This window comes from Pseudomonas sp. Pseusp88 (genome assembly GCF_047303955.1).
Taxonomy (GTDB): Bacteria; Pseudomonadota; Gammaproteobacteria; order Pseudomonadales; family Pseudomonadaceae; genus Aquipseudomonas.
Window position 1 is genome coordinate 55,686 of record NZ_JBGLYM010000002.1, and the last position, 24,082, is coordinate 79,767.

The window sequence follows — 24,082 nt, forward strand, 5'->3', positions numbered from 1 at the left end:
CCGACGTGTCGTATCAAAATTTCGCCATGCACTATCACACGATGTTCACGGCAGAGATCCGTAGCAGGCGTACCTCGCGGCATCGTGGAAAATAACTGCGGGCGTAAAGGGGCTGGATGGCGAAATTTTGCTGTCCGCGCCGCATGCCTTTTAAGGCTTGATGCAAATTTTTTCGGTAATGGCCACGATGATGGCAAACAAACTTCAGAAGCCAGTGAACGTATCGATAACCCTCGCTGTCTAGAGGCTGATATGAGTCAAACGCCCCATGCACAAGTTTGTCCTTGGACCAGGATGGGCCGCCGCTTTGTAATGCTGGCGCAGAAAATTTTTCAATCTCAAGGCTGTCGGATTTGTTACTTTGTCACCGGTTTTTTTACATGTGAGCGGCCTTGGTCAGCCCATCGCCCCCCCCGCCCACTGCCGCGCCGCCCAACGGAGGGACATCTTGACTAGCCCTGAAACGACTGACTCATTTCAGATCGCAGTGGCCAATTGCGCCCGAGAACAGATCCGCACTCCCGGCAGTATTCAACCCCAGGGCTTCATGATGGTGATTGAGGAACCGGGCCTGGCGATCCGTCAAATCAGCGAAAACCTCCCGCAATGGCTGAACATCAGCAATGCCGAGCTGCTCGCTGCCCGATTCGACGAAGTCGTGGAAAATGCTGTCACTTTCGTTGAACTGCTCGGCGAACTGGATGATGAAGAGTCCCAGCCCTATCACGTGGGCGACGTCAGCTTCCTGATAGGCGAGCGCCAACGGCATGTGCCGATGATGCTCCACCGCCATGACGGCGTGCTGATCGCTGAGTTTCAGCGTACCGGCGCCGAATCCGGGAGCAGTTCGCGTTTGAACCCGCTGGTACGCTCATTCATCAGCGGTGTGTCGGACTTCGAAACGATTGATGCCCTGTGTGAGCGGGCAGTGCGTGTCATCAAGCGCCTCACCGGCTTTGGCCGGGTCAAATCCTATCGATTTGACGAAGACGGCAATGGCCAGGTCAACGCCGAGTTGCTCGACGAAGGTTATCCAAGCTACCTGGGGCTGAGTTTCCCCGCCTCCGATATTCCCACCCAGGCTCGGCAGCTTTATTGCTCCAATCGTATCCGGGTGATCGAAGACGCCGATTACCAGCCCTCCCGGCTCCTGCCCGCCGATAATCCGTTGACAGGACAGCCGTTGGACCTGAGCTTTTCAACCCTGCGCAGCGTGTCGCCGGTGCATCTGCAATACATGCGCAATATGAAGACTCTGGCGTCGATGTCGATTTCCATAGTCGTGGACGGCAAACTGTGGGGACTGGTGTCCTGCCATCACAGTTCTCCCCATTCGGTGAGCTTCCAGGTCCGTACCGCCTGCGAGCTGTTGGGCCGGGTTCTGTCGCTACAGGTCGAGACGCGCGAAGCCCATATCCGCAATGAGCGGATGCTGGACATTCGCCAGCGTATCGTTCAGATGCTTGGCGCCATCGCCGATCACGATAGCGTGCTGCTGGGTCTGCGCTCCCTGCCGGACATCTTCGTCAACTTTGTCGGCGCCGCCGGGGCTGCGGTGGTTTCCGGGTCCGGTTGTGATGTCTATGGCCGCACACCCTCCAAGGCCCAGGTCCGTGAGCTGGCTGCATGGCTGGCCGAGCAGAGCACAGCCGAGGTTTTCCATACCGACAACGTCGGTCGAGACATACCGGCGATTATCGGGCTGAGCGCATCGGCCAGCGGCATTCTCGCCGTGTCGATTTCCGAGATTCATCCGCACTACCTCATCTGGTTCAAGCCGGAACAATCCCAGGTCGTGCATTGGGCCGGGCGCCCGGAAAAGACCATCGCCGACAGCGGCTCGCTCAATCCCCGCCAGAGCTTCGAGCAATGGCAGCAGATCGTCGAAGGTTTCTCCACCCCATGGGACGTCAGTGAAATCGAAGGTGTACAGGAACTGCGCCTGGCGGTGCTGGGTATCGTGCTACGCAAGGCCGAGGAACTGGCGCAGATGTCGGAAGACCTGAAACGCTCGAACAAAGAACTCGAATCGTTCTCCTACAGCGTTTCCCATGACTTGCGCGCGCCGCTGCGACATATCGCCGGTTATGCAGAATTGCTGGAAGATATCGAAGGCTCCAATCTCTCGGAGCGCGGCCTGCGTTTCCTCGGCACCATCGGCGACTCGGCCAAATTTGCCGGGACGCTGGTGGACAACCTGCTCAGTTTCTCCCAGATGGGCCGGGCGGCCATGCACCTGTCCGACGTCAATCTCTCGGCCATGATCGCCTCGATCCAGCTGGAGATGCGGCCGGACTATGAGGGCCGCACTATCGAATGGTCGTTCAGTGCATTGCCTGTCGTCGTCGCCGACCCGGCTTTCCTCCACCTGGCCATGCGCAACCTGATTTCCAACGCCATCAAGTACACTCGCCTTCGCGCCGTCGCGACCATCAAGGTCGAAGTACTTGAGCGCGCAAACGATATCGTCGTCAGTGTCCGGGACAACGGTGTCGGCTTTGATATGCAGTACGCCGGGAAACTCTTTGGGGTTTTTCAGCGTCTGCATCGAATGGAAGAATTCGAAGGCACCGGCATCGGCCTGGCCAATGTCCGGCGCATCGTCGAACGCCATGGAGGTACCGTCTGGGCTGAAGGGCTGCCGGACAACGGCGCAACGTTCTATTTTTCCCTGCCCAGAAAAACACTTGTTCCCCCTATTACTGCTGGTCATGAGGCCATACATGCTCAAACCGATACTCCTGGTAGAAGATAATCCCCACGACCTCGAACTGACCCTGGTGGCGCTTGAGCGCAGTCAGCTGGCCAACGAGGTGGTGGTGGTTCGTGACGGCGCGGATGCGCTCGATTATCTGTTCAGGAGAAATGAATACGCCGACCGCAGCGAAGGCAATCCGGCCGTGCTGTTGCTCGACCTGAAATTGCCCAAGATCGATGGTCTTGAAGTGCTGATGAATATCCGCAGCACCGACAGCCTGCGCAGCATCCCGGTGGTCATGCTGACCTCCTCACGGGAAGAGCCGGACCTGGACCGTGCCTACCAACTGGGCGTGAACGCCTACGTGGTGAAGCCGGTGGACTTCAAGGAATTCGTCGGCGCCATTTCTGACCTGGGAATCTTCTGGGCCGTGCTCAATGAACCGCCGCCCGGCTCGACCCGCGTCGTGCGACGCCCGAAATCCTGACGTTGAAGCGTGAGACCGGTACGATCATGCCCTTGGAAAAAGTGAAGCTGCTACTCGTCGAGGACAGCGTCTACGATGTCGAGCTGACTTTGCTCACGCTTGAGGCAAACGGCCTGCGTGTCGACCCTGTGGTCGTGCATGATCATCTCAGCGCCGCAGAAACCCTGGGCCGGGAAAAATTCGACGTCATCGTCTGCGATGTGCTGCTTCCCTCCTCCTCCGGCACGCAGGTGCTGGAAGTCGCCAAGCAGATCGTCCCGCAAACACCCTTCATTTTTCTTTCGGGCATGTTTGGCGAACAGCAAGCCATCGAGACCATGCGCCTGGGCGCTGTGGATTACGTGCTCAAGCAGAACCTCAAGGTCTTGCCCAAGGCGATCCGCCGTGCCGTGCTGGAAGTGCGCGAGCGGGAGAAACGCCAGGCTGCCGAGTCAGCCCTGGAAGACGTCGAAGCCCGTGCACGGATTGCCATAGAAGCGGCGGAAATGGGCGTCTGGGACGTCAATCTCGAGACCCGCGAGGTCATGTGGGACGAGCGCTGCCGGGCGCTGTATGAGTTGCCGCCCATCGGCAATTTCAACCTGGACGCGATGATTGCACTCAGCCACCCGGATGATCGCGATGCATTGCAGGCAAAGATCGACCTGGCCCTCAGTCAGGACTCGGCCTTCAACGCCGAGTATCGAATAGTCCTGCCAGGCAACAGGATCCGTTGGCTGCTTTCCAACGGTCGTTCGACCTTCCGCAACGGCCGTTGCGTGCAATTCACCGGCGTCATTCAGGACATCAGCGAGCGCCGCGTCGCCACCCAGGAACTGGTGCAACTGAACGAGACCCTGGGGCAGCGGGTCGAGCAGCGCACCCGCGAACGCGACCGCACCTGGGAACTGTCACGGGAACTGCTGGCAGTGCTGCGCTTTGACATGAGCCCCATCGCCTTCAACCCGGCGTGGGAGTCCGCTCTGGGTTGGTCCCGGGAGCAGATCAACAGCCTGCGCCTGTGGGAGTTGATTCACCCCCTTGATCTGGATGCGACGATCAAGGAAACCCAAAGCATCGCCTGCGGCAATGTCTCGACCCGCTTCGTCAATCGCATGCGCCACAGCAACGGTGACTATCGCTGGCTGTCATGGACCATAGTGCCGGAAAACGGGCTGATGTACGCGGCAGTGCGCGATATCACCGAAGAGCGCGCGGTCATCGAAGAGCTGGCAGCGGCCAACAGGCATCTGCAGGAACAGATCAGGGAACGCGAGCGGGTCGAAGCCACGCTGCAACAGATGCAACGCCTGGAAGTCGTCGGGCAACTGACGGCGGGCGTGGCCCACGACTTCAATAACCTGTTGACGGTGATCCTCACCAGCGCAACCTTTGCCAGCCGCGATATCGAGCGCGGCAAGCTGGACAAGATCCCCACGCGCCTCAAGCACATCAGCGAAGCCGGGGAACGCGGCGCGCGGCTCACCGCCCAGTTGCTGTCGTTCTCCCGCCGCCAGCGCCTGCAACCCTGCCCGGTGGATCTCAACGCCACTATCCAGGAGATGCAGGGTCTGTTGAGCAAGGCCCTGGGTGCCAATATCTGGGTTGACCTGTCGCTGTCTCCCGGCCTGTGGACTGCCTCGGCAGACCCGACCCAGACCGAAATGATCATCCTTAACCTCGCCATTAACGCCCGGGACGCCATGGCGTCCACCGCCGGCTCGCTCAAACTGCGGACCCATAACGAAACCGTCAAGACCCCTGCCGTGCGCCCTGAAGACCCGGAACCGGGCCGGTATGTCGTGTTTACCATTTCCGACACCGGCTGCGGCATGGACGAAGAAACCCTGAAGAAGGCCTACGAACCGTTTTTCACCACCAAGGCGGTTGGCCAGGGAGCTGGCCTTGGCCTGGCCCAGGTATTCGGTTTCGCCAAACAATCGGGCGGCGGCGTGCGCATCGAGACAGAGCTGAACGTCGGCACCACGGTCAGCGTGTACCTGCCAAAGATCGATGGCCTGGCCACCCCCCTGAACCCGACCGCCAGCCCTGCCCGCGACACCCGGCATATGGGTACCCGAACCGTATTGCTGGTCGATGACGACCCTGTCGTACGGGATCTGACCACGACCATGCTCGAGTCCTTCGGCCTGACGGTGCTTCAGGCCAGCAGCGGCATCGACGCCCTGAGCAAACTGTCCCCCGCCGTTGACCTGCTGATCACCGACTACGCCATGCCCAACATGACCGGCGGCGAATTGGCCGCCCTGGTGAGCAAGGCACAGCCGGGAATTCCCATCGTCTTCATCACCGGCTATGCCGACACCGATGTCCTGGGCCTGGACAATTCCACTGTGGTACAGAAGCCTTTCACCGAACAGCAATTGCAGGAAAAGGTCTGGCTGGCCATGGCGCAGCGCGGGCCGGCGTAGTCGAAATAGCAAAGGGTGCCCGGACAAGGTCGGAGCCAACGGTCACCCCCTGCTTGATCGTTCAGGAGATGAACTTAAGGGCGAGCCGGAAATCCGTGATCTATCAAGAACAACAGTTGGCAAAGCCAGAGACAACAAGGCCCGCAGCGCATCCGGGACCCGGTTCAGAGCCTTGACGGCGGACACTGCTGACCCTATAAATATGTCTGACATCCTGACTAAATGATCCCTTTTATGCTCCAGCTTGACCGCCCTGATTCCCTTGTCGCACGCGTCGTCAATTCCCTTCGCCAGGAGATCGACTCAGGCCGACTCGCACCGCAATCCCGCCTGCCCACGGAATTCGAACTGGCCGAGACGCTGAACGTCAGCCGCTCGGTAATCCGTGAGGCTGTTTCACAGCTCAAGGCCGATGGCGTGCTGATCAGCCGACGCGGTTCCGGTTCGTTCATTTCCGACAAACCCACCGGCACCGTCTTCCGCTTGCCTGAACTCAGCGGCAAGCGATCCGACCTGGAGCAGCTGTTTGAAATGCGCCTGTGGGTCGAATCGCAATCAGCCGGTGTTGCGGCCATCAGGCGCACCAATGCCGACCTCAAGCGCATGGGCAATGCCTTGGAGATCATGGCCACCAACCCCCATGACCTGATGAAATCCGCCGCTGCGGATGTGGAGTTCCATCGCGCCATCGCTGCAGCGTGCAAGAACGAGTATTTCGTCGCCTTTCTGGACTTCCTGGGCCGCCAACTGGCACAAGCGCGACGCAGTGCCTGGGAGAATTCGGCACGCCTGAACGTCGGCTCCGACCCTGCGCAGGAAGAACACGTACGGGTATTCGAAGCCATTTCAGCAGGCGATGCACAAGCGGCCGCCAAGGCTGCTACCGATCACCTGGAAGCATCCGCGCGGCGACTGCAGATTGTGCTGCCGGAGAGTTCCTTAATCAAAAAATAACCATCCCGCTGCTTGGCAGCGGGCTTTTTTGGCGCTATATGTCTGACAACCTGACTTTATGTCACGGGTATCTGCCGAGGGGGAGCTTGTGATCCATGATTTTTGTGTAATTGGTGGCGGTATTGTCGGCTTGTCCACGGCAATGCAACTGCTACGGCTGCAGCCAGGCGCCTCACTGCTATTACTGGAAAAAGAAACGCAATTGGGGATGCACCAGACCGGCCATAACAGCGGTGTGATTCATGCAGGTGTTTATTACGCACCCGGCAGCCTCAAGGCCGATCTGTGCAAGCGCGGCGCCCAGGCCACCAAGGCATTCTGCGCCGAGCAGGGCGTGCGCTTCGAGGTCTGCGGCAAGATGCTGGTCGCCTCTACCGCCGCCGAATTGCACAGGATGCAGGCGTTGCATGCGCGCGCGGTAGAAAACGGCCTCAAGGTCGAACGCGTGGATGCCGGTGAGCTGCGCAATCGTGAACCGAATATTGTCGGCTTGGGTGGCCTGTTCGTGGAAAGCACCGGAATAGTCGATTACCTTGAAGTCTGTACGGCCATGGCCGCCGTGATCCGCAACGCAGGCGGCGAAATCCATCTCGGTCAACGGGTGACCCGCATCAGGGAGAGCACTGACCTGGTCCTCATCGGCGGCGAAGAGCAGACCTGGCAAGCCAGAAAACTGGTGGTCTGCGGCGGCTTGCAATCAGATCGCCTGGCCCGGTTGGCCGGCCTCGAGATCGACCATCAGATCGTGCCGTTTCGCGGTGAATACTTCCGTCTGCCGCCGTCCATGAACGAGATCGTCAAACATCTGATCTATCCGGTACCCGACCCGGAACTGCCGTTCCTCGGCATTCACCTCACCCGCATGATCGACGGCAGTGTCACGGTCGGTCCCAACGCCGTGTTGAGCCTGTCCCGGGAAAATTATCGCAAGTTCGCCGCCACCGCCGGGGACGTGCTCGAGTTCGCCCGGTTTCCGGGGTTCTGGCGGACCATCGCCAGCAACTTGCGGTCGGGCCTGGTCGAGGCCAAGAACTCGATTTTCAAACAGGGCTACCTGCAACAGTGCCAGAAGTATTGCCCGTCCCTGACCCTAGACGACCTGCAGCCTGTCGAAGCTGGGATTCGTGCCCAGGCGGTCATGCGCGACGGCACCCTGGTGCATGATTTTCTGTTTCTCGAGACTCCACGCATGCTCCACGTCTGTAACGCTCCTTCCCCTGCGGCGACATCGGCGATCCCCATCGGCGAAATGATCTGCCAAAAGGTACTGAGCACGGGATGAACGCTTTATCGCTTGTTTCACTCACCCTTTAAATCAATGGAATATCCGCGCTCGCAGCGGGATTCCGTACAACAACAAGAGGCGCACATGGACCATTTCACCCCTGACATACCCCGTTCGACCGCACAGTGCCTGGCCCCGTTGGATCAATTGGAACCGGCAACCTTCAGTGTCCCGCCTGGTGCCTGTGATACCCATGCCCACGTGGTCGCTGCCGATGCCGGTTATCCGATGGTCGAAAGCCGCAGCTATACGCCACCGCCTGCACCCGAGGACAAATATCTGGCCATGCTCGCCGCCAATGGCATGAGCCGTGGCGTGCTGGTGCAAATCAGTGTGTACGGTACGGATAACCGCTACATGCTCGAAGTGCTCAAGCGTCATCCCGGGCAACTGCGCGGCGTCGCCGTGGTCACGGAGGATGTCACGGACCAGCAGTTGGCCGAGATGCACGCTGCCGGTGTCAGGGGCCTGCGGATCAACGTGCTGTTCGGCGGCGGTACCGGTTTCGAGGCCATGGAACGCCTGGCCGCGCGCATTGCCCCCATGGGCTGGCACATGCAGTTTTTGATGGACGTGCGGCAATTGCCGGAGCTGATGCCGCGTATGAAAAAACTGCCATGCCCGTGCATCGTCGACCATATGGGGCATATGCCGGTCAGCCTGGGTCTCGATCACCCAGGCTTCCAGGCGCTATTGCACATGGTAGGAGAGTACGGCTGGTGGACCAAGCTGTCGGGCGCCTATCGCATCAGTGAGTCCTGGCAGGACGACTACGCCGACGTCGTGCCCCTGGCGCAGAAACTGATCGAGACCGCGCCCGATCGCATGGTCTGGGGCAGCGACTGGCCACACGTCTCGTTGTCGCGCATGCCCGATACGGGACGGCTGCGCAACCTGCTGGCGACCTGGGCCCCGGATGAACAGACGCGCAAGCGGATACTGGTCGACAACCCTGCACGTCTTTACGGTTTCCAATCACAACAATAAGAAGGTGCCCTGCCCCAGGTCCCCCTGCGGACGTGATGCCCAGGCACAACAGGAGTTATCCATGAGCTGGTTCAGCGATCTCAACAAAACAGAAAAAAGCACCTTTATCTCCGCCTTCGGCGGCTGGGCACTGGATGCCCTGGACTTCATGGTCTTTACCTTCGTCATCGCCACCCTTATGAGCCTGTGGCACATCGACAAGGGACAGGCCGGAATGCTCAGCACCGTGACCCTGCTGTTTTCCGCAGTCGGCGGATGGGGTGCCGGTATTCTTGCTGACCGCTACGGCCGAGTGCGCATCCTGCAAATCACCATCCTGTGGTTTTCCGTGTGTACGGTGCTGATCGGTTTCGCCCAGAACTTCGAGCAGATCTTCGTTCTGCGCGCCTTGCAGGGTCTTGGCTTTGGCGGCGAATGGGCGGTGGGCTCGGTGCTGATGGGAGAAATCGTTCGCTCCGAGCATCGTGGCAAAGCGGTCGGCACGGTGCAGAGCGGCTGGGCCATAGGTTGGGGCGCGGCCGCGCTGCTCTACACCCTGGCCTTTTCCGTGCTGCCGGAAGACTGGGCATGGCGGACGCTGTTCTGGATCGGCGTGATCCCGGCACTGCTGGTCCTGTATATCCGCAAACATGTTCCCGAGCCCGAAGTATTCCAGCGCGCACAACGCCAGCAACAAGCCAGCGCGCAACGGGTTTCGCCATGGCTGATCTTTTCCCCGGCGTTGCTCAAGACCACGCTGCTGGCCTCGTTGCTATGCACCGGAGTGCAAGGCGGCTACTACGCCATTACCACCTGGCTGCCGACGTTCCTCAAGACCGAGCGCCACCTGTCCGTGGTCGGCACCGGTGGCTATCTGCTGGTGATTATTCTCGGCTCCTTTGTCGGCTACATCTGCGGCGCCTACCTCACCGACAAACTGGGACGCCGGGCCAACCTGATCATCTTCGCCCTGCTGTCGAGCATCACCATCTTTGCCTACACCCAGCTGGAACTGACCAACACCCAGATGCTGTTCCTCGGCTTCCCCCTGGGTTTTTCCGCTTCGGGAATATTCAGTGGCATGGGCGCATTCCTCACCGAGCTCTACCCGTCGGCGGTGCGCGCTACCGGTCAGGGTTTTGCCTACAACTTCGGCCGCGGCATCGGCGCTCTGTTTCCAGGCCTGGTGGGCTACCTGAGCCAGACCAGCAGCCTGGCCGCGGCGATCGGCATGTTTGCCGGGGGCGCGTATCTTGTCGTGCTGGTGGTGACAATGCTGTTGCCTGAAACCAAAGGCAAACAACTGGATTGAGGCGGATTGGCATGGTTTGCCGGTAGTCGACTCAGCCTACGCACTGGCTGATCGCGAAACCGGCTTCAGCTGGGAAGACGGTCTCAGACGATACCAATATATCGAATGAACTGCCGGCTTCCCGGCGAACGCCGGTCCCACATTCATTCCTGGCCTCAACATCCCGTCAGTAAAGGCCCGGATCAGACCAGCCGTGCGCCACCATCGATATTGAGCACGGCGCCATTCATGTAAGCATTGGCCATCAGAAACACCGCTGCCGAGCCCGCTTCCTGCGCAGTACCAAGCCGACGCAATGGCAGAGTCTGCTCAAGCGCAGCCACGTAGGTATCACGCCCCTCGCCCAACGCCTTGCTGAAGATCGGCGTATTGATCGGGCCGGGGGACAGGGTGTTAACACGAATTGGTGCCAGCTCCAGCGCCAGGCCCCGCGCCAGTGCCTCCATGGCCGCCGATGCCGCGGCTATTACCGCGGTGCCGTAGGCATTGGGCCGGTCGGCCAGCGCGCCGGAAATAAACGTCACCGAGCCATCTTTTGCCAGCCTGTCGCCCAGGGCACGAATCGCGTGCAGGGCAGCCCAGATGCGCTCTTCGAACGCCCGGCGCAGATGGTCGATTTCAGCGACGAGCACGGTGCCGACGACAAAAGTACCGGCCAGCAGCACCAGATGATCGACCGTGGGAATATCGGCCAGTGCTGCGTCGATTGCTTCACTGCGCGTCACATCGGCGGCGCGCCAGCCATCAAGGCCGTTATCCAGCGCAGCTTGCCGGGCGCGGTCGGCGTTGGAGCCGATCACGATGACTCTGGCCCCTGCCGCCTTCGCTTGTATGGCCGCAGCCAGACCGATGCCGGATGTGCCGCCGAAGATAACCACGGTGCGGTCGTTGAGCGTGGAGGGCAGTGTTTGCGTGATAGTCATGTTGAATCTCCTGTGGAACCCCTGAATGGCGTTCGATGGAGCAAGACTAAGGTTTGGAGAGAAGATTGATAATTGGGGCAGAAGTCGCTTTACTAGTGCTATGAAGGAACAAATAGGATTGGATCGGCTGACCGGGCTCATCGCATTTGCCCGCGCAGCCTCATTGGGCAGTTATACAGCCGCCGCACGAGCGTTGTCGGTATCGCCGTCAGCTGTCAGTAAAAGCGTGCAGCGCCTCGAGGAGCATTTCGGCCTCAAGCTCTTTACCCGCACGACCCGCTCACTGACCCTGACGCCGGAAGGCAGGGACCTTTACGAGCGGGCGTTACGGATTCTTCAGGAAGTGGAAGAGATCGATCAGGCAGCGGTCGCGTCACGGGCCGAGCCGTCCGGCACCCTGAAAATCACCGCACCCCCGCCCATCGGCCTGAATATCCTGGCACCAGCCTTGCCCCGCTTTCGCGAGCGTTATCCCAAACTTATGATCGACCTGAGATTGAGCGATCAGGTGACGGACATCATCGAGCAAGGTATCGACGTAGCGATCCGGGTGGGCAACCTGGCGGATTCGCGCCTGGTTTCGCGGCCTTTGGGACCCCATCGCATCGGTGCCTTTGCCTCCCCCGACTACCTGCGGCGCAAAGGCACCCCCGTGACCGCCGAGGATCTGGCAGACCACGAATGCATCAACTTTCGTTATCAGAGTTCGGGGCAAAGCCTGCGATGGCCTTATCTGGTCGCTGGGAGGCCATTGGAGGCCAGCCCACAGGCAGCGATCACTGTCGATTTCAGTGACGCGGTCGCGGCCGTGCTTGCCGCTGGCGGCGGTATCGGCATCTCCCCCCACTACGTGGCTGCGCCCTATGTCCGACGCGGTGAACTGGTACCCGTCATGCCGCAATTCACGGTAGAACGCTTCACCATCACTGCCCTGTGGCCGGAAAGCCGCCGGGGGAGCCCCAATGTGAAAGCGTTCGTCGGGTTCCTGGGCGAGTTGTTTCCGGCGATAACGCCGTGGGATGAGACGGTGAGCAAGGCGATCATAGGTTGTCGCACAGAAAACACGGTTCTGTAGGAGCCGGCTGGCGATTACGATAGAGCAGACGACGACTTCAGTGCCTGACCCTACACCATCGCCAGCAAGCCGACTCCTACAGGTCCTGTATCTGCTGCGCGACAGCGCAGTGTCAGGGACGCCGTGACAACTCCTGCAGAAGTGTCATTTCAATTCAGACATTGGCGTCGTGCCTGATACCGGCAACCCCATGCCCTCCCACTCCAGCCAAGCGCAGAACACCTTTACCGCCTCATCCTCCAGCCTCTCCACCGGCACATAAGCGCAATAACTTCGCGACGGCAGACGCGGCCCTTCGAAGGGGGTCACCAACCGCCCGCTTTTGAGATCGTCGGCGACCAGCGCCATAGGCCCCATGGCGATGCCAAGACCGTCGATGGCCGCCTGCAGGGTCAGGTAGAAATGATCGAAAACCAGCTCGGCCGAAGGCTTGAGGCGGGGTATGGCTACGCTTGCCAGCCAGTCGGGCCAGAGCCGTGGCAGGCTGGAGGTATGCAACAGGGTGTGTTGCTGTAGATCGTCAGGCGTTCGCAACGGCAGGCGTTGCAGGAGCGCGGGGCTACAGACCGGCAGCCGTTCCTCATAAAGAAAGGTCCGGGTCGAATAACCGTAGAGCGTATCCGGCCCGCCACGAATGGTAATGTCGCAGCTGTCTTTCAGGCTCTCGACCGATTTGCTCGACGTCTCTATCCGGACATCAATGCCGGGATGCTCAGTGCGGAATCTCTCCAGCCGTGGCACCAGCCAGCGTAACGTAAAAGACGCCAGGGCATTCACCCGCAGAACACGCGGTGCATTGGCCAGCGAACCAAACCTTGCAGTGGCCTGGGCCAGTTGCTCGAACAGCGGTCCGATCGCTTCCAGATAGGCCTTGGCTGGCGGGGTCAACAGCACACGCCGGTTGTGACGCTCGAACAGTGGCGCGCCGAACCAGTCTTCAAGCAGGCGCACACTCTGGCTCACTGCGCCCTGAGTGACATGCAGTTCAATAGCGGCTTCCTTGAAGCTACCGAGTCGACCTGCGGCCTCGAAGACTTTCAACGCGTTGAGCGGAGGGATTGGCCGAGTCATTCGCAATAGTTTTATTGAAGTGAAAAGACAATTTATCTGGTTTGTCAGCCAACACCAAGATAGATATTTTGCTGACAATCTTTTCGATCTGGAAAACACCATGCTCAGTTATACCGGCGGCCTCGTCCTCCTGGCCGCCCTGCTCCATGCCAGCTGGAATGCGATGCTGCATGGCAATCGCGATCGCTACCTGTCCATGGCCTGGATGAGCATTGCCATTGCCCTGATCTCCACGGTGGCGGCCCTGATGCTGCCGTTACCACCCGCAGCGGCGTGGCCATATATCGTGGCGTCCGGGTTGGTGCATATCTTCTACAACATCAATCTGGTGCGCTCTTACAGCAACAGCGACCTGGCGGTGGCCTACCCCATTGCCCGGGGTTCTTCGCCCTTGCTGGTGGCCCTTGGCGCCGCGCTGTTCGCCCATGAAGCCATTACACCGATCCATGCGCTGGGCATCGCGCTGATCTCGGGGGGCATCCTGACCCTGGCCCTGCTCGACCGCCACGTCTCCCGGGCGGCAGCCCTGACGGCGTTGACCACCGGCGCGATCATTGCCCTGTATACCGTGATCGACGGCATTGGCGTGCGTCAGTCCGATGGACAGGCCCTGGCCTATACCCTGTGGATGTTCACGTTTTACTGGGGGACAGTGCTGGTGTTCGTGGCCAGGCGCGGGGTGGCCGGGCTGCTGGGGCCGATCCGGAGCAACCCTGCGGCCGTCACATCGTCCTTTGTCGGCGGCCTGGTGTCCATTGGTGCCTACGGCATTGTGATCTGGGCGCTGCAATCGGGGGCCATGGGCATGGTCTCGGCGTTGCGCGAGACCAGCGTGGTGATGGTGGTGCTGATTGGCCGGGTGTTTCTGCGTGAAGCGGTGAGTGCCAAGCGTTGGGCAGTGTGCGTGGTGGTGGCGGTCGGAGCGATTTGTCTGGGGCTGTAGCCCCCCAACTGAATCTGAAATGGATATCCGGAGGTCACACTATCAGTAAAAAGCAACACAGTTGATATCCCACTATATGGGACTTTAAATCATATATTGAGTCATCCGACAACCTCGTCTAAGGTGAACGATGCACCGCTACCACTCTCATAAAAATAACAGGGGGTCTCATGCATCAGCCATTCGCCGACTCGGGCCTGCACGCCAGCACCATGAAGCGCCTCAACCTTAAGTTGATCCCCTTCCTGATGTTGCTGTACATGGTCGCGTACATCGACAAATCCAATATCTCCGTTGCCGCGCTGCAGATGAATGCCGAGCTGGGCCTTACCGCCCGCATGTATGGCATCGGCGTGGGCCTGTTCTTCCTCACCTATATACTGCTGGAAGTGCCCAGCAGCGTGATCCTCACCCGGGTCGGCGCGCGGCGCTGGATTGCGCGGATCATGATCACCTGGGGCATCGTCGCCGCCAGCATGAGCCTGGTGCAGAGCGCCAATCAGCTGTACGGCATGCGCCTGCTGCTGGGGGCCGCCGAGGCCGGATTCACCCCGGGGATCATTTATTACCTGTCCCAGTGGTACCCGCGCAGTGACCGGGCCAAAGCCATGTCGTTCTTCTACATAGGCGCTGCCCTGGCCTCGGTCATCGGTCTGCCGCTGTCCGGGGCCTTCCTGCATCTGGACGGGTATTTTGGCGTCAGCGGCTGGCGCTGGCTGTTCCTGCTCGAAGGGATACCGGCAGTAGTACTGGGTATCGTCGTATTGCGCTATCTGCCGGAAACTCCGCAAAGCACCCACTGGCTGCAACCCGAACAAAAAGAGTGGCTGAGCCGCACCATTGCTGCCGAACAGGCAACGTCGCCCATCAGCCATCACGCGGCCTGGCAGACCTCCTTTCGCAGCCGCCAGGTCTGGTTGCTGAGTCTGTTCTGGCTATTGCAGGCGTTCGGCACCATCGGCATCACCCTGTTCCTGCCGCTGATCGTCAAGTCGGTGTCCGGACAGGCGTCGTTTACCGTCAGCGTGCTATCGGCCCTGCCCTTTCTGTTTGCCTGCATCTTCATGTACCTCAACGGCACTCACTCGGACCGCAAACGCGAACGCAGCTGGCACCTGGGCGTGCCCTTGATGCTGGCCGGGGCATTGCTGGCCCTCGCGGTGGCCACCAGCAATCCGTGGCTGGCCTATGCCTTGCTGGTGGTGGCGGTGGGCTTGAACTGGGCGGCAACTCCGGTGTTCTGGGCGACCACCACCGAGTACCTGTCCGGCGCTGCGGCAGCCGCGTCGATTGCCCTGATCAACTCCATCGCCAATATCGCCGGCCTTGGCTTGCCGCCAGTAATGGGCTGGATCAAGGACGCCACGCAGAGCTACGACTATGCCCTGCTGATGGTATCTGCAGCGCTGCTGCTGGGGGGCGTACTGGGGCTGTATCTGGCTCGCGTACCGCGTTCGGCGCCGCCCGAAACAGTCGACCTGAAGGTCCGGCACGCCGGCTAGAGTTTCAAGCCAAGCCGCTCCATGGCCTCGTGGGCTTCGATGATCATGCCGGACACCTCGGCGACCGTTACATGCAGTTTGGTCGCCCGTGTCCGCATCAGTTCGTAGGCCTGGGTCTCGCTCAGGTACTGTTGTTCGACAATTTTAACGAAAGAAAAACTTCACTGATCGGTTTCAAATGACACCTGAGTGGGTACTGCTTGAGCCCACCAAGGTCATCGGCTAGCATTCGCTCATATCCTCCCAGGGGGGATAAGTCCACCTGGTAAAACCGAGACCGATCATGCTCAAGATCCTCACCCACCGCACCTACCGGCATCTCTTTCTGGCGCAGGTCATTGCACTGGTGGGCACCGGGTTGGCAACCATCGCATTGGGACTGCTCGCCTACGACCTCGCGGGCGCTGAAGCCGGTGCCGTGCTGGGCACCGCGCTGGCGATCAAGATGACCGCTTATATCGGCGTCGCCCCGGTTGCCGCAGCATTTGCCGAGCGCCTGCCGCGCCGCACCCTGCTGGTTTCCCTTGATCTGATCAGGGCTCTGGTCGCCCTGGCGTTGCCATTTGTTCATGAGGTCTGGCAGGTCTACGTACTGATTTTCGTCCTGCAATCGGCATCCGCCGCGTTCACGCCGACGTTCCAGGCGTCCATCCCCGATATTCTTGTGGATGAGGACGACTACACCAAGGCTCTGTCGCTCTCCCGTCTGGCCTATGACCTGGAAAGTGTCGCCAGCCCGATGCTCGCCGCCGCACTTCTGACTGTCATGAGTTTCCACAACCTGTTCGCCGGCACAGTCGTGGGCTTCCTGGCGTCAGCGGCGTTGGTCTGCACGACGGTACTGCCCAAGGCCAAGGTCGTGCAGCGGCGCAGTGTCTATGAGCGGACGACCCGGGGGTTGCGCATTTTTCTGGCGACGCCGCGCCTGCGCGGCCTGCTTGCGCTGAATCTGACCGTGGCGGCGGCCAGCGCCATGGTGATCGTCAATACCGTGGTGCTGGTGCAATCCGGCTTCGGTCTGGCGCAAAGCTCGACGGCCCTCGCCCTGGCGGCGTTTGGTGGCGGCTCGATGCTCGCGGCCCTGGTCCTTCCGCGCATGCTCAAGGGCATCAGCGACCGCAGCGCCATGCTCGGCGGTGGCGCTATCCTGGTAGCGGGCCTGGGGGCTGGTATGACGCTGCACAGCTATGCCGCTCTGCTGCCATTGTGGTTTTTCCTCGGCATCGGCTATTCCCTGGCCCAGACGCCCGGCGGCAGGCTGCTGCGCCGCTCTGCCCACCCGGAAGACCGCCCGGCCTTGTTCGCAGCGCAGTTCGCCTTGTCTCACGCATGCTGGCTTATCACCTATCCACTGGCGGGCTGGCTCGGGGCAAAAATCGGCTTGAACACTTCGTTCATGGCCCTGGCTACGGTAGCCGGCGCTGCGCTGCTGTGCAGCATGGCTATATGGCGCCCGGCCCATGACCTGGAGTACATCGAACATAGCCATGACGGCGACGGCGATGCGGATCACGGTGAGGCGGGCGCGCCCACTCATCGTCATCCTTACATTATCGATGACCGGCATCCGCGGTGGCCAAAAGACCTGAACCATTGAGTCATCCCGTTGCACCGGTTTGACCCTCTCCCCCCACGGTATATAGGATGCCTGGCTGAATCATCCAGGCAAGAGGCGCACATCGTGAGTGAGCATGAACATCCTCATGGGCATATCCACCAGTCCCATGAAGCCATTATCAAGCGACTCAAGCGCGCCGATGGCCACCTGCGCAGCATCATCACCATGATTGAAGATGGCCGTGACTGCGTTGACATCGCCCAGCAACTGCATGCTGTGGAAAAAGCCGTGTGCCAGGCCAAGCGCACCTTGATCCATGACCATATCGACCACTGCCTGGAGGACACTGTCGATTCCCTGGCCAATGGCGAACACGCACCGCTGGAAGCTTTCAAGCAGATCACCAAATACCTCTGATACGCCTATGGACGCAAAACCTGCCCGTCAGAAAATTCAACGCTGACGCTCAAGCTCTGTGGCTCATTGATCGCCGCCATGTATTCATCGACACTGATTTCCCCGACGCACGGCCGGGCACCGGGTTCGGGCAGATAACCTGCGGCGAGCTTCGTGGCCAGAGCCACGGCGGCACAACTGGGGATTTGCGGGCCCTTGCCATTTTTTGCCGTGAGTTGCACGGTCATGGACAGGGGTTTGCCGTCAGTGCCGACGCCGTGCACGTCGATGAACATCGCGCTTTTGCCGTCATCCAGGCCTTCAAACAACACCCCGCAGCGATGCAGCCGCGCAGCCCAGGGCGCGTGATCACGGACCAGGCCTGTCTTGACTGCCTGGGCAAGCAGGAAATTGGCGATACCGGCGAGCTTCAGCCCGGCCCCGGCCTGAAAGCTCAGAGTGTGGGCGCCGTAGCGGGCGGCGAAAATATCCAGGTCCGGCACGTCAACATTGGCGAGAAGGCGCGTGCCCAGATCCGGCATCCTGCGCAGTTTCAAGCCTTGCCAACCTGAGACCTCATGGACTTGGCCATCTTTGAGCTGCCGAATAGATTTACCGGCATAGGCCAGCACGCCTTCGATGGTCGACAGGCCCGGCATCTTTGCCGATGAGGAAATGCCATGCTCGATGGAGTCGATGCGCTGGAAGCGATGGCGCTGCTGATCAATAAGGGCTGACGACAGCGTCGGCACCGAGCTGCAGCCACTGAGAATTGCCACACCCGCCTGCCGGGCACGGGCGTCAAGAACGGTGATGCCGTTGACGAAAGTCCGACAATCGGCGAGGTCGCAGTAATTCACCCCGGCATCGATGGAGTTCTCGGCGACGGCATAGGACTGCCCCTGAAACGGGCCGCCGGTATGGATGACCAACTGGATATCCAGGGTACCCAGGGCGGACTTGAATTCGGCGCCCATGGCATTGCCGCACCAACCCTCGCAGACCTTGCCCGACGACGCCTGCAACTCATCGAGCTTGGCCTGCAACTTGCGCGGATCGCGGCCCGAGATCACCAGTTCGATACCGGACATCGCAATCAGATGCCTGCAAACGATACTGCCAAAATTCCCGTAGCCGCCGACCACCAATACCCTGAACGCCATGTAACGCTTCCCTGAGTGATTCAACCAAGCGGGTAACTGTCCTTGAACAGGGCGGTTGAATCAATGCGTTTTTCAAGAGTGCCTGCGGCGCAGCAAACCTTTGGCTGAAGGTAGAAGCCAATCTTGTGGGAGCGAATGCATTCGCGAAAAGAATATTACAGACGATATAGATATATCGACCTCGCCGGCCCCTTCGCGAATGAATTCGCTCCCACAATTCACTCCCACAATCAGGTCCCGCATTTGCTTCAACGGAGCCGCTGCGGACACCAGTTTCAGGGCTGCCACAAGGTCTTGCTGCCATCCAGTTTGCGATCCAGAAAACTTGCGGCACTGATCAGCGCCAGATGGCTGAGGGCCTGAGGCGTATTGCCCAGATGGCAGCCATGCACGTCAAACTCCTCCGCATACAAGCCCAGGGGATTGGCATAACGCAGCAACTGCTCGAACTCCAGGTGCGCCTGTTCAACCCGTCCCGCCCGGGCCAGGCATTCGACATACCAGAACGAACAGGCAGTGAATGCTCCCTCCTCACCGGTCAGACCATCGTCGTGGTCATCGTTACGATAACGATAAACCAGGCCGTCCCGCACCAGAGCGCCTTCGATGGCGTCCAGGGTCGCCAGCCAGCGCGGGTCACTGGCACCGACGAAGCGCACCAATGGCATCAGCAGCATCGACGCATCAAGATTGCGACTGCCCTTGTGCTGCACGAAATGGCCCAGGTCGGCGTTCCAGAAGTTCTTCCAGATGTCATCGTGAATCGCCTGACGTTGCGCATCCCAACGGTCGAAAGGTGCCGGCAGGGAACGCTTGAAAGCCAGACGCAAGGCACGATCCAGAGCCACCCAGCACATCAAGCGCGAGTGCAGGAAATGCTGATCCTGACCGCGCATTTCCCAGATGCCGACGTCCTTGTCCTGCCAGTGCTCACAGACGTGATCCACCAGCTGCGTTGCGTGTTTCCAGCCTTCGTAGGAAATGGCTTCGCCATATTTATTAGCCAGGTACACCGCATCCATCAACTCGCCGTAGATATCCAGTTGCGTCTGCCGATAGGCCTCGTTGCCTATGCGTACCGGCGCAGCGCCGCCATGACCGACAAAATGGGCGAGGTGTTCTTCGGGTAGCTCTTCACGACCGTCCAGAGCATAGAGAATGCCCAGTCTGGTCGAATCCGCACAGCAGTCGCCCATGCGTTCACGCACCCAACTCATAAAGGCATTGGCTTCATCGGCGTAACCCAGGCGCATGAAGGCATACACGGTGAACGAAGCATCACGGATCCAGCTGTAGCGATAATCCCAGTTGCGCTCGCCACCACGGGTTTCCGGCAGGCCGTAGGTGGCCGCAGCAACAATGCCGCCGTGTTTGCGCGAGGTCAGCAGCTTCAGCGCCAGCGCCGAACGATTGACCATCTCCCGCCAGCGGCCGCGGTACTCAGACTGGCTGCTCCAGCGCCGCCAGAACGCCAGGGTGTCGGTGAAATAGCGGCTGCACTGCCCGGCCACCACCTGCGGATCGTCGATACCGCCGAGAACAAACTCGATGATCTGCCCCTGTTCCATGGAAAATTCGGCAACCGCGGTCTGCTGCTCAAGACGCAGGGCAGTGGTGGTCGACAGGCGCATACCCGGCTGCCCCTCGGCGGCGAAGCAGACATCCTCACCGTCCATGTACGCCTCCATCCGCGCGCGGCTGTAGTCCATGCGCACCCGACAGCGCATACGCACATTGGCCTTGCCGTAGCGCACCTCGATGCGCCGCACCAGACGTGGTAAATCATCCTCGTTGTGGCCAATGGGCATCAAGTCAGTGACCTCCACCACCGCGTCCTGAGCGATCCAGCGGGTCTGCAGCACATTGGTGTCCGGCAGATAAATCTGCTGGCGACGGGCATCGGGCAGATCCGGCGCCAACTGAAAGATCCCCGCTTCAGTGGTGTCGAGCAACGCACTGAAGATCGACGGACTGTCAAAATCCGGCCAGCAACAGAAATCGATACTGCCGGTATCGGCCACCAACGCTGCGCTGCGCATATCGCCGATGATGCCGTGATTCTCGATAGAGTTTTGCGCCTCTTCACCATGATCAGCCATTGTTGCGGAACTCCGGATACAGGCTCATGCCGCCATCGACAAACAACGTCGTGCCATGAACGTAGTCAGACAAATCCGACGCCAGCCAGACCACCGCGTTGGCGACATCCTCAGCTTCACCGACCCGGCCATAGGGGATCAGTTTCAACATTTTGGCCTCGCCATCGCCTTGCATCTCCTGCTGGTTGATGGCGGTGCGGATAGCGCCGGGGGCGATGCTGTTGACCCGGATGCGCTGCTCGCCAACCTCCTGAGCGATGCTGCGCATCAGCAAATCGACGCCGCCCTTGGACGCGGCGTAATTGGCGTGTCCGGCCCAGGGAATCAACTGGTGCACCGAGCTCATGTGAATGATCTTGCCCATGGCGCGGGACACCCCGGGACGCATACCCTGATGGATGAACTGACGCAAGGCAGCCCGGGCGCAGAGAAATTGCCCGGTCAGGTTGACGTTGATCACGGAATTCCAATCCGCCAGGCTCATGTCGACAAGAGGCGCGTCTTTTTGCAGACCGGAATTGGCCACCAGAATATCGAGATGGCCGAAGTGTTCCAGGGTTTGGGCGAACAGCTTCTCGACTTGCTCTTCCTGGGACACATCGGCACCAATGGCCACTGCCTGGCCGCCCGCAGCCCGAATCTGTTCGACCAGTTTTTCCGCAGGCTCGGCATGGGCGTTGTAGTTCACCACCACTGCCGCGCCGGCAGCCGCCAGGGCCTTGGCAGCACCTTCACCCAATCCGGAACTGGCACCGGTGACCAGCGCGACTTGTTGCTGCAACGAGATATGCATGGGTTATCGCCTTATGATCGTCATACAGAGCTGACTGACGAGATTCGGGCGAAGTTCAGTAAAAGCTAACAGCGGCGCAACATCAACGAGCGAATATTCGGCGCAGGAAGGCTCGTTGGTTTAGGGCATGCGATCTTGGCGACATTGGCTTTCGTAAAAAAATCCAAATTTTCCTAACGGTAGGTGTCTACCGGTTTCGCCAATATGAGCTTCACCGCCTTGGACCGGTCCAGCATGCAAATCTTGTAGTTACTGCCCTGATAAGCGCGATAGGCACCGTCGACGGTGACATTGCCCTTTGCAGCCATAATCTTGTCGAGCAATGCCAGTGTCTGAGTATCGAAGGAGCTGCGCTCACCCACGACATAGTAATCATCCGGGCTGTACGTTCTGAACATCACGTAACCGGCCCACTGACCTTCCCCCTTGTAGGGAGAAAGCGGCATGCGGATGCGCGACTCCCTGACGAATTTATCGGCAGGGTACTGCCAGCCGGCAATGGGAGAGAGAGTGACTTCCTTGGCATCGGTCGCGGGTGTACTGCCCTTGGTTATGCTATCGATGGTGCGCTGAGTCAGTGCTCCACTTTTCAGATACCCCTGTGCATAGCCTGGAATTTGGCTCGCGACTTGCGCAATCACGTTGCCAAGACCGGCTTCCCGGGCAAAAAAATTCTTCTGAAACGGGTCAATACCTGGATCAGTCAGGTATTTATAAACCGTCTCATCATGGCTGTAGCCGATCTGGCTGAAAACCCGGTTTGAATAGCGTCCAATGACTTCGGCGGATTTTTCGGGATCGCCTTTAACGGCGTTCAGCTCTCGATTGAACTGACTTTCTACTGGCGCGAAAGCGGCATTGATCTTAGCCACTGTGGCGTCATTCATCGGTGCCGCCGGCAGCGCAGCAAATACGGAAAAAGACAGGCACGTACAGAGAGCAACAACGAAGCTTCGTAGCATTGGAGACGTCCTTGACTGCGGTGATATAGCAAGCTTGAACCCTGCATCTTAATGACCCAGACCCACCCACTCAAATTCATTCGGCTCCTTGCGAGCAGACGGTGTACACCAGAAGATTGAGAGGTAGAAGAGTTGAATCATGACCCTTCAAGCCCGGACAGGACAGGCAACACACCTGCACTGCACCGGGCCAGTCATGCAATCACAAGATTATTTACGCGCCTCCAGAATCAGATTGAAGGGGGTCTCGGTGGCCCGCCGAAAGTGTTTGAAGCCCGCCTCGGCAAAGACATTTCTCAGCCGCGCCTCCCCAGCCTGCGCTCCCAATCCCAGTCCTACTTCCTGCGACAGCGAATTGGGTGTGCAGATAAAGGTCGATGCGGCATAGAACAGCCGTCCCACCGGGTTGATGTTGGCGTCGAGGGTGTCGCTGGCAAAAGGCTCCACCAGCAAAACCGTGCCATCGGCCTTCAGTGCCTGATAAGCATGTTTCGCCGCGCCAACCGGGTCGCCCATATCGTGCAGACAGTCGAAGTAGCAGATCAGATCGTAATCCTTGTCGGGGAAGTTCTTGGCGGTGCCTTCGACAAAACGGACTCGCTCACTGACGCCGCCTTCTTTGGCACGCTGAGTGGCGGTGACGATGGACGGTGCGTGATAGTCGATACCGACAAAATTCGACGCAGGAAAAGCCTTGGCCATCACGATGGTTGAAGCCCCGTGTCCGCAGCCGATATCGGCCACCTTCGCACCGGCCTTGAGCTTGTCGACGACCCCGTCCAGCGCCGGTAGCCATTGGTCCACCAGATAGGCTTTGTACCCCGGCCGAAAAAAGCGCTCGGTACCGCTGAACATGCAGGGATGGTGATCGCCCCAGGCCAGAGCGCCATCACCGCGCATGGCCGTAACCAGCTTGTCCTTGTCGTGAAACATCGATGCCACCACCATGACACCACCGGCGGCATAGACCGGTGAATCCTCGATGCCCAGAGCCAGGGCCTGCTCCTCGGGCAACACGAACTGCCCCTCGCGATGCTCCATATAGCCTGATGCCACATGGGCGCTGAGCCATTCGCGAAGCAGTCGGGCATTGCAGCCGGTCTTGCGAGCCAGGGCTTCGGGGGTGACGGGCTGGCTGTCAGCCATGGCCTTGTACAGCCCCAGTTCATCGCCAAGCATGATATTGGCCAGCATGCCTGCGGCACCCATATCGGACACCAGCCTGCCCATGAACTCATGAAGTTTCGCCTCGTCCATTGTATAACCTCCTTTGAGAAGGCCACCGTCGGCACGGGCGTAGAGAACCTGACAACTGTTGGCGGTGGTCGGGTGAATAAACCACGTTGATGCCCGACGCAGCAGCGCGCAGGCAAACCCGTTCCCACCCCATAGGCGGGACTTGATTGAGTCTAGTCCTTGGTCGGGCGATACACTCAGTCCGCTCACCACACAGTCGTTTGCGTAATGCATAAAGCGTGCAGCCG

Annotated in this window: 19 protein-coding genes; 12 read left to right on the forward strand and 7 right to left on the reverse strand. The window is 59.8% G+C overall.

Going from position 1 to position 24,082, the window contains the following annotated elements; genetic code table 11:
• Positions 1-448: 448 nt before the first annotated feature.
• The 7 genes from ACCD02_RS02575 to ACCD02_RS02605 all read left to right on the forward strand — a co-directional run bounded on the left by ACCD02_RS02575 (position 449) and on the right by ACCD02_RS02605 (position 10,113).
• Complete coding sequence (locus ACCD02_RS02575) at positions 449-2,755, forward strand: ATP-binding protein (protein ID WP_413298385.1); 2,307 nt, start codon at positions 449-451, stop codon at positions 2,753-2,755.
• A complete protein-coding gene (locus tag ACCD02_RS02580; RefSeq protein WP_413298386.1) occupies positions 2,724-3,185 on the forward strand; it encodes a response regulator in 462 nt (153 codons plus the stop codon). The genes ACCD02_RS02575 and ACCD02_RS02580 overlap by 32 nt, the downstream gene beginning before the upstream one ends.
• A 26-nt stretch (positions 3,186-3,211) precedes the next feature.
• Positions 3,212-5,596, forward strand: coding sequence for a response regulator (locus ACCD02_RS02585; protein WP_413298387.1), 2,385 nt, complete (start codon positions 3,212-3,214; stop codon positions 5,594-5,596).
• A 234-nt stretch (positions 5,597-5,830) separates the two neighbouring features.
• Positions 5,831-6,550 (forward strand): FadR/GntR family transcriptional regulator, encoded by a 720-nt coding sequence (locus ACCD02_RS02590; RefSeq protein ID WP_413298388.1) that lies wholly within the window; start codon positions 5,831-5,833, stop codon positions 6,548-6,550.
• 88 nt (positions 6,551-6,638) lie between these two features.
• A complete protein-coding gene (gene lhgO, locus ACCD02_RS02595; RefSeq protein WP_413298389.1) occupies positions 6,639-7,832 on the forward strand; it encodes an L-2-hydroxyglutarate oxidase in 1,194 nt (397 codons plus the stop codon).
• Positions 7,833-7,919: 87 nt separating this feature from the next.
• On the forward strand, positions 7,920-8,822 hold the full coding sequence (locus tag ACCD02_RS02600) for an amidohydrolase family protein (protein ID WP_413298390.1): 903 nt from the start codon (positions 7,920-7,922) through the stop codon (positions 8,820-8,822).
• 61 nt (positions 8,823-8,883) lie between these two features.
• Positions 8,884-10,113, forward strand: coding sequence for an MFS transporter (locus ACCD02_RS02605; RefSeq protein WP_413298392.1), 1,230 nt, complete (start codon positions 8,884-8,886; stop codon positions 10,111-10,113).
• 182 nt (positions 10,114-10,295) lie between these two features.
• Here ACCD02_RS02605 and ACCD02_RS02610 read toward each other — a convergent pair whose 3' ends face one another.
• Positions 10,296-11,036 carry an SDR family oxidoreductase gene (locus ACCD02_RS02610; protein ID WP_413298393.1) on the reverse strand — a complete coding sequence of 247 codons (741 nt, stop codon included), beginning with the start codon at positions 11,034-11,036 and terminating at the stop codon, positions 10,296-10,298.
• 118 nt (positions 11,037-11,154) lie between these two features.
• Between ACCD02_RS02610 and ACCD02_RS02615 the strand changes: the two genes are divergently transcribed.
• Positions 11,155-12,111 carry a LysR family transcriptional regulator gene (locus ACCD02_RS02615; RefSeq protein ID WP_413298396.1) on the forward strand — a complete coding sequence of 319 codons (957 nt, stop codon included), beginning with the start codon at positions 11,155-11,157 and terminating at the stop codon, positions 12,109-12,111.
• Between the two features lie 144 nt (positions 12,112-12,255).
• On the opposite strand, the gene gcvA is transcribed toward ACCD02_RS02615, so the two are convergent.
• Positions 12,256-13,182, reverse strand: a complete 927-nt coding sequence (gcvA, locus tag ACCD02_RS02620; protein ID WP_413298397.1) for a transcriptional regulator GcvA — start codon at positions 13,180-13,182, stop codon at positions 12,256-12,258.
• 100 nt (positions 13,183-13,282) lie between these two features.
• Between gcvA and ACCD02_RS02625 the strand changes: the two genes are divergently transcribed.
• The 4 genes from ACCD02_RS02625 to ACCD02_RS02640 all read left to right on the forward strand — a co-directional run bounded on the left by ACCD02_RS02625 (position 13,283) and on the right by ACCD02_RS02640 (position 17,602).
• Positions 13,283-14,125, forward strand: coding sequence for an EamA family transporter (locus tag ACCD02_RS02625; RefSeq protein WP_413298399.1), 843 nt, complete (start codon positions 13,283-13,285; stop codon positions 14,123-14,125).
• Between the two features lie 170 nt (positions 14,126-14,295).
• Positions 14,296-15,627, forward strand: a complete 1,332-nt coding sequence (locus ACCD02_RS02630; protein WP_413298401.1) for an MFS transporter — start codon at positions 14,296-14,298, stop codon at positions 15,625-15,627.
• A gap of 283 nt (positions 15,628-15,910) precedes the next feature.
• The gene (locus ACCD02_RS02635; RefSeq protein WP_413298402.1) at positions 15,911-17,224 is read left to right on the forward strand and encodes an MFS transporter; all 1,314 of its coding nucleotides are present in this window, start codon (positions 15,911-15,913) and stop codon (positions 17,222-17,224) included.
• A gap of 84 nt (positions 17,225-17,308) precedes the next feature.
• Positions 17,309-17,602 carry a metal-sensing transcriptional repressor gene (locus tag ACCD02_RS02640; protein WP_413298404.1) on the forward strand — a complete coding sequence of 98 codons (294 nt, stop codon included), beginning with the start codon at positions 17,309-17,311 and terminating at the stop codon, positions 17,600-17,602.
• A gap of 5 nt (positions 17,603-17,607) precedes the next feature.
• Here the strand turns inward: ACCD02_RS02640 and ACCD02_RS02645 are convergent, their stop codons facing one another.
• The 5 genes from ACCD02_RS02645 to ACCD02_RS02665 form a co-directional block, all read right to left on the reverse strand.
• Positions 17,608-18,744 carry a saccharopine dehydrogenase family protein gene (locus ACCD02_RS02645; RefSeq protein WP_413298405.1) on the reverse strand — a complete coding sequence of 379 codons (1,137 nt, stop codon included), beginning with the start codon at positions 18,742-18,744 and terminating at the stop codon, positions 17,608-17,610.
• Positions 18,745-19,019: 275 nt separating this feature from the next.
• Entirely contained in the window at positions 19,020-20,843 is a 1,824-nt protein-coding gene (locus ACCD02_RS02650; protein ID WP_413298407.1) for a glycoside hydrolase family 15 protein, read from the reverse strand.
• Positions 20,836-21,636 (reverse strand): glucose 1-dehydrogenase, encoded by an 801-nt coding sequence (locus ACCD02_RS02655; protein ID WP_413298408.1) that lies wholly within the window; start codon positions 21,634-21,636, stop codon positions 20,836-20,838. Before ACCD02_RS02655 ends, ACCD02_RS02650 begins: the two co-directional genes overlap by 8 nt.
• 173 nt (positions 21,637-21,809) lie before the next feature.
• Positions 21,810-22,598, reverse strand: a complete 789-nt coding sequence (locus ACCD02_RS02660) for a hypothetical protein (RefSeq protein WP_413298409.1) — start codon at positions 22,596-22,598, stop codon at positions 21,810-21,812.
• Positions 22,599-22,808: 210 nt separating this feature from the next.
• Positions 22,809-23,855, reverse strand: coding sequence for a class I SAM-dependent methyltransferase (locus ACCD02_RS02665; protein WP_413298411.1), 1,047 nt, complete (start codon positions 23,853-23,855; stop codon positions 22,809-22,811).
• Positions 23,856-24,082: the final 227 nt, after the last annotated feature.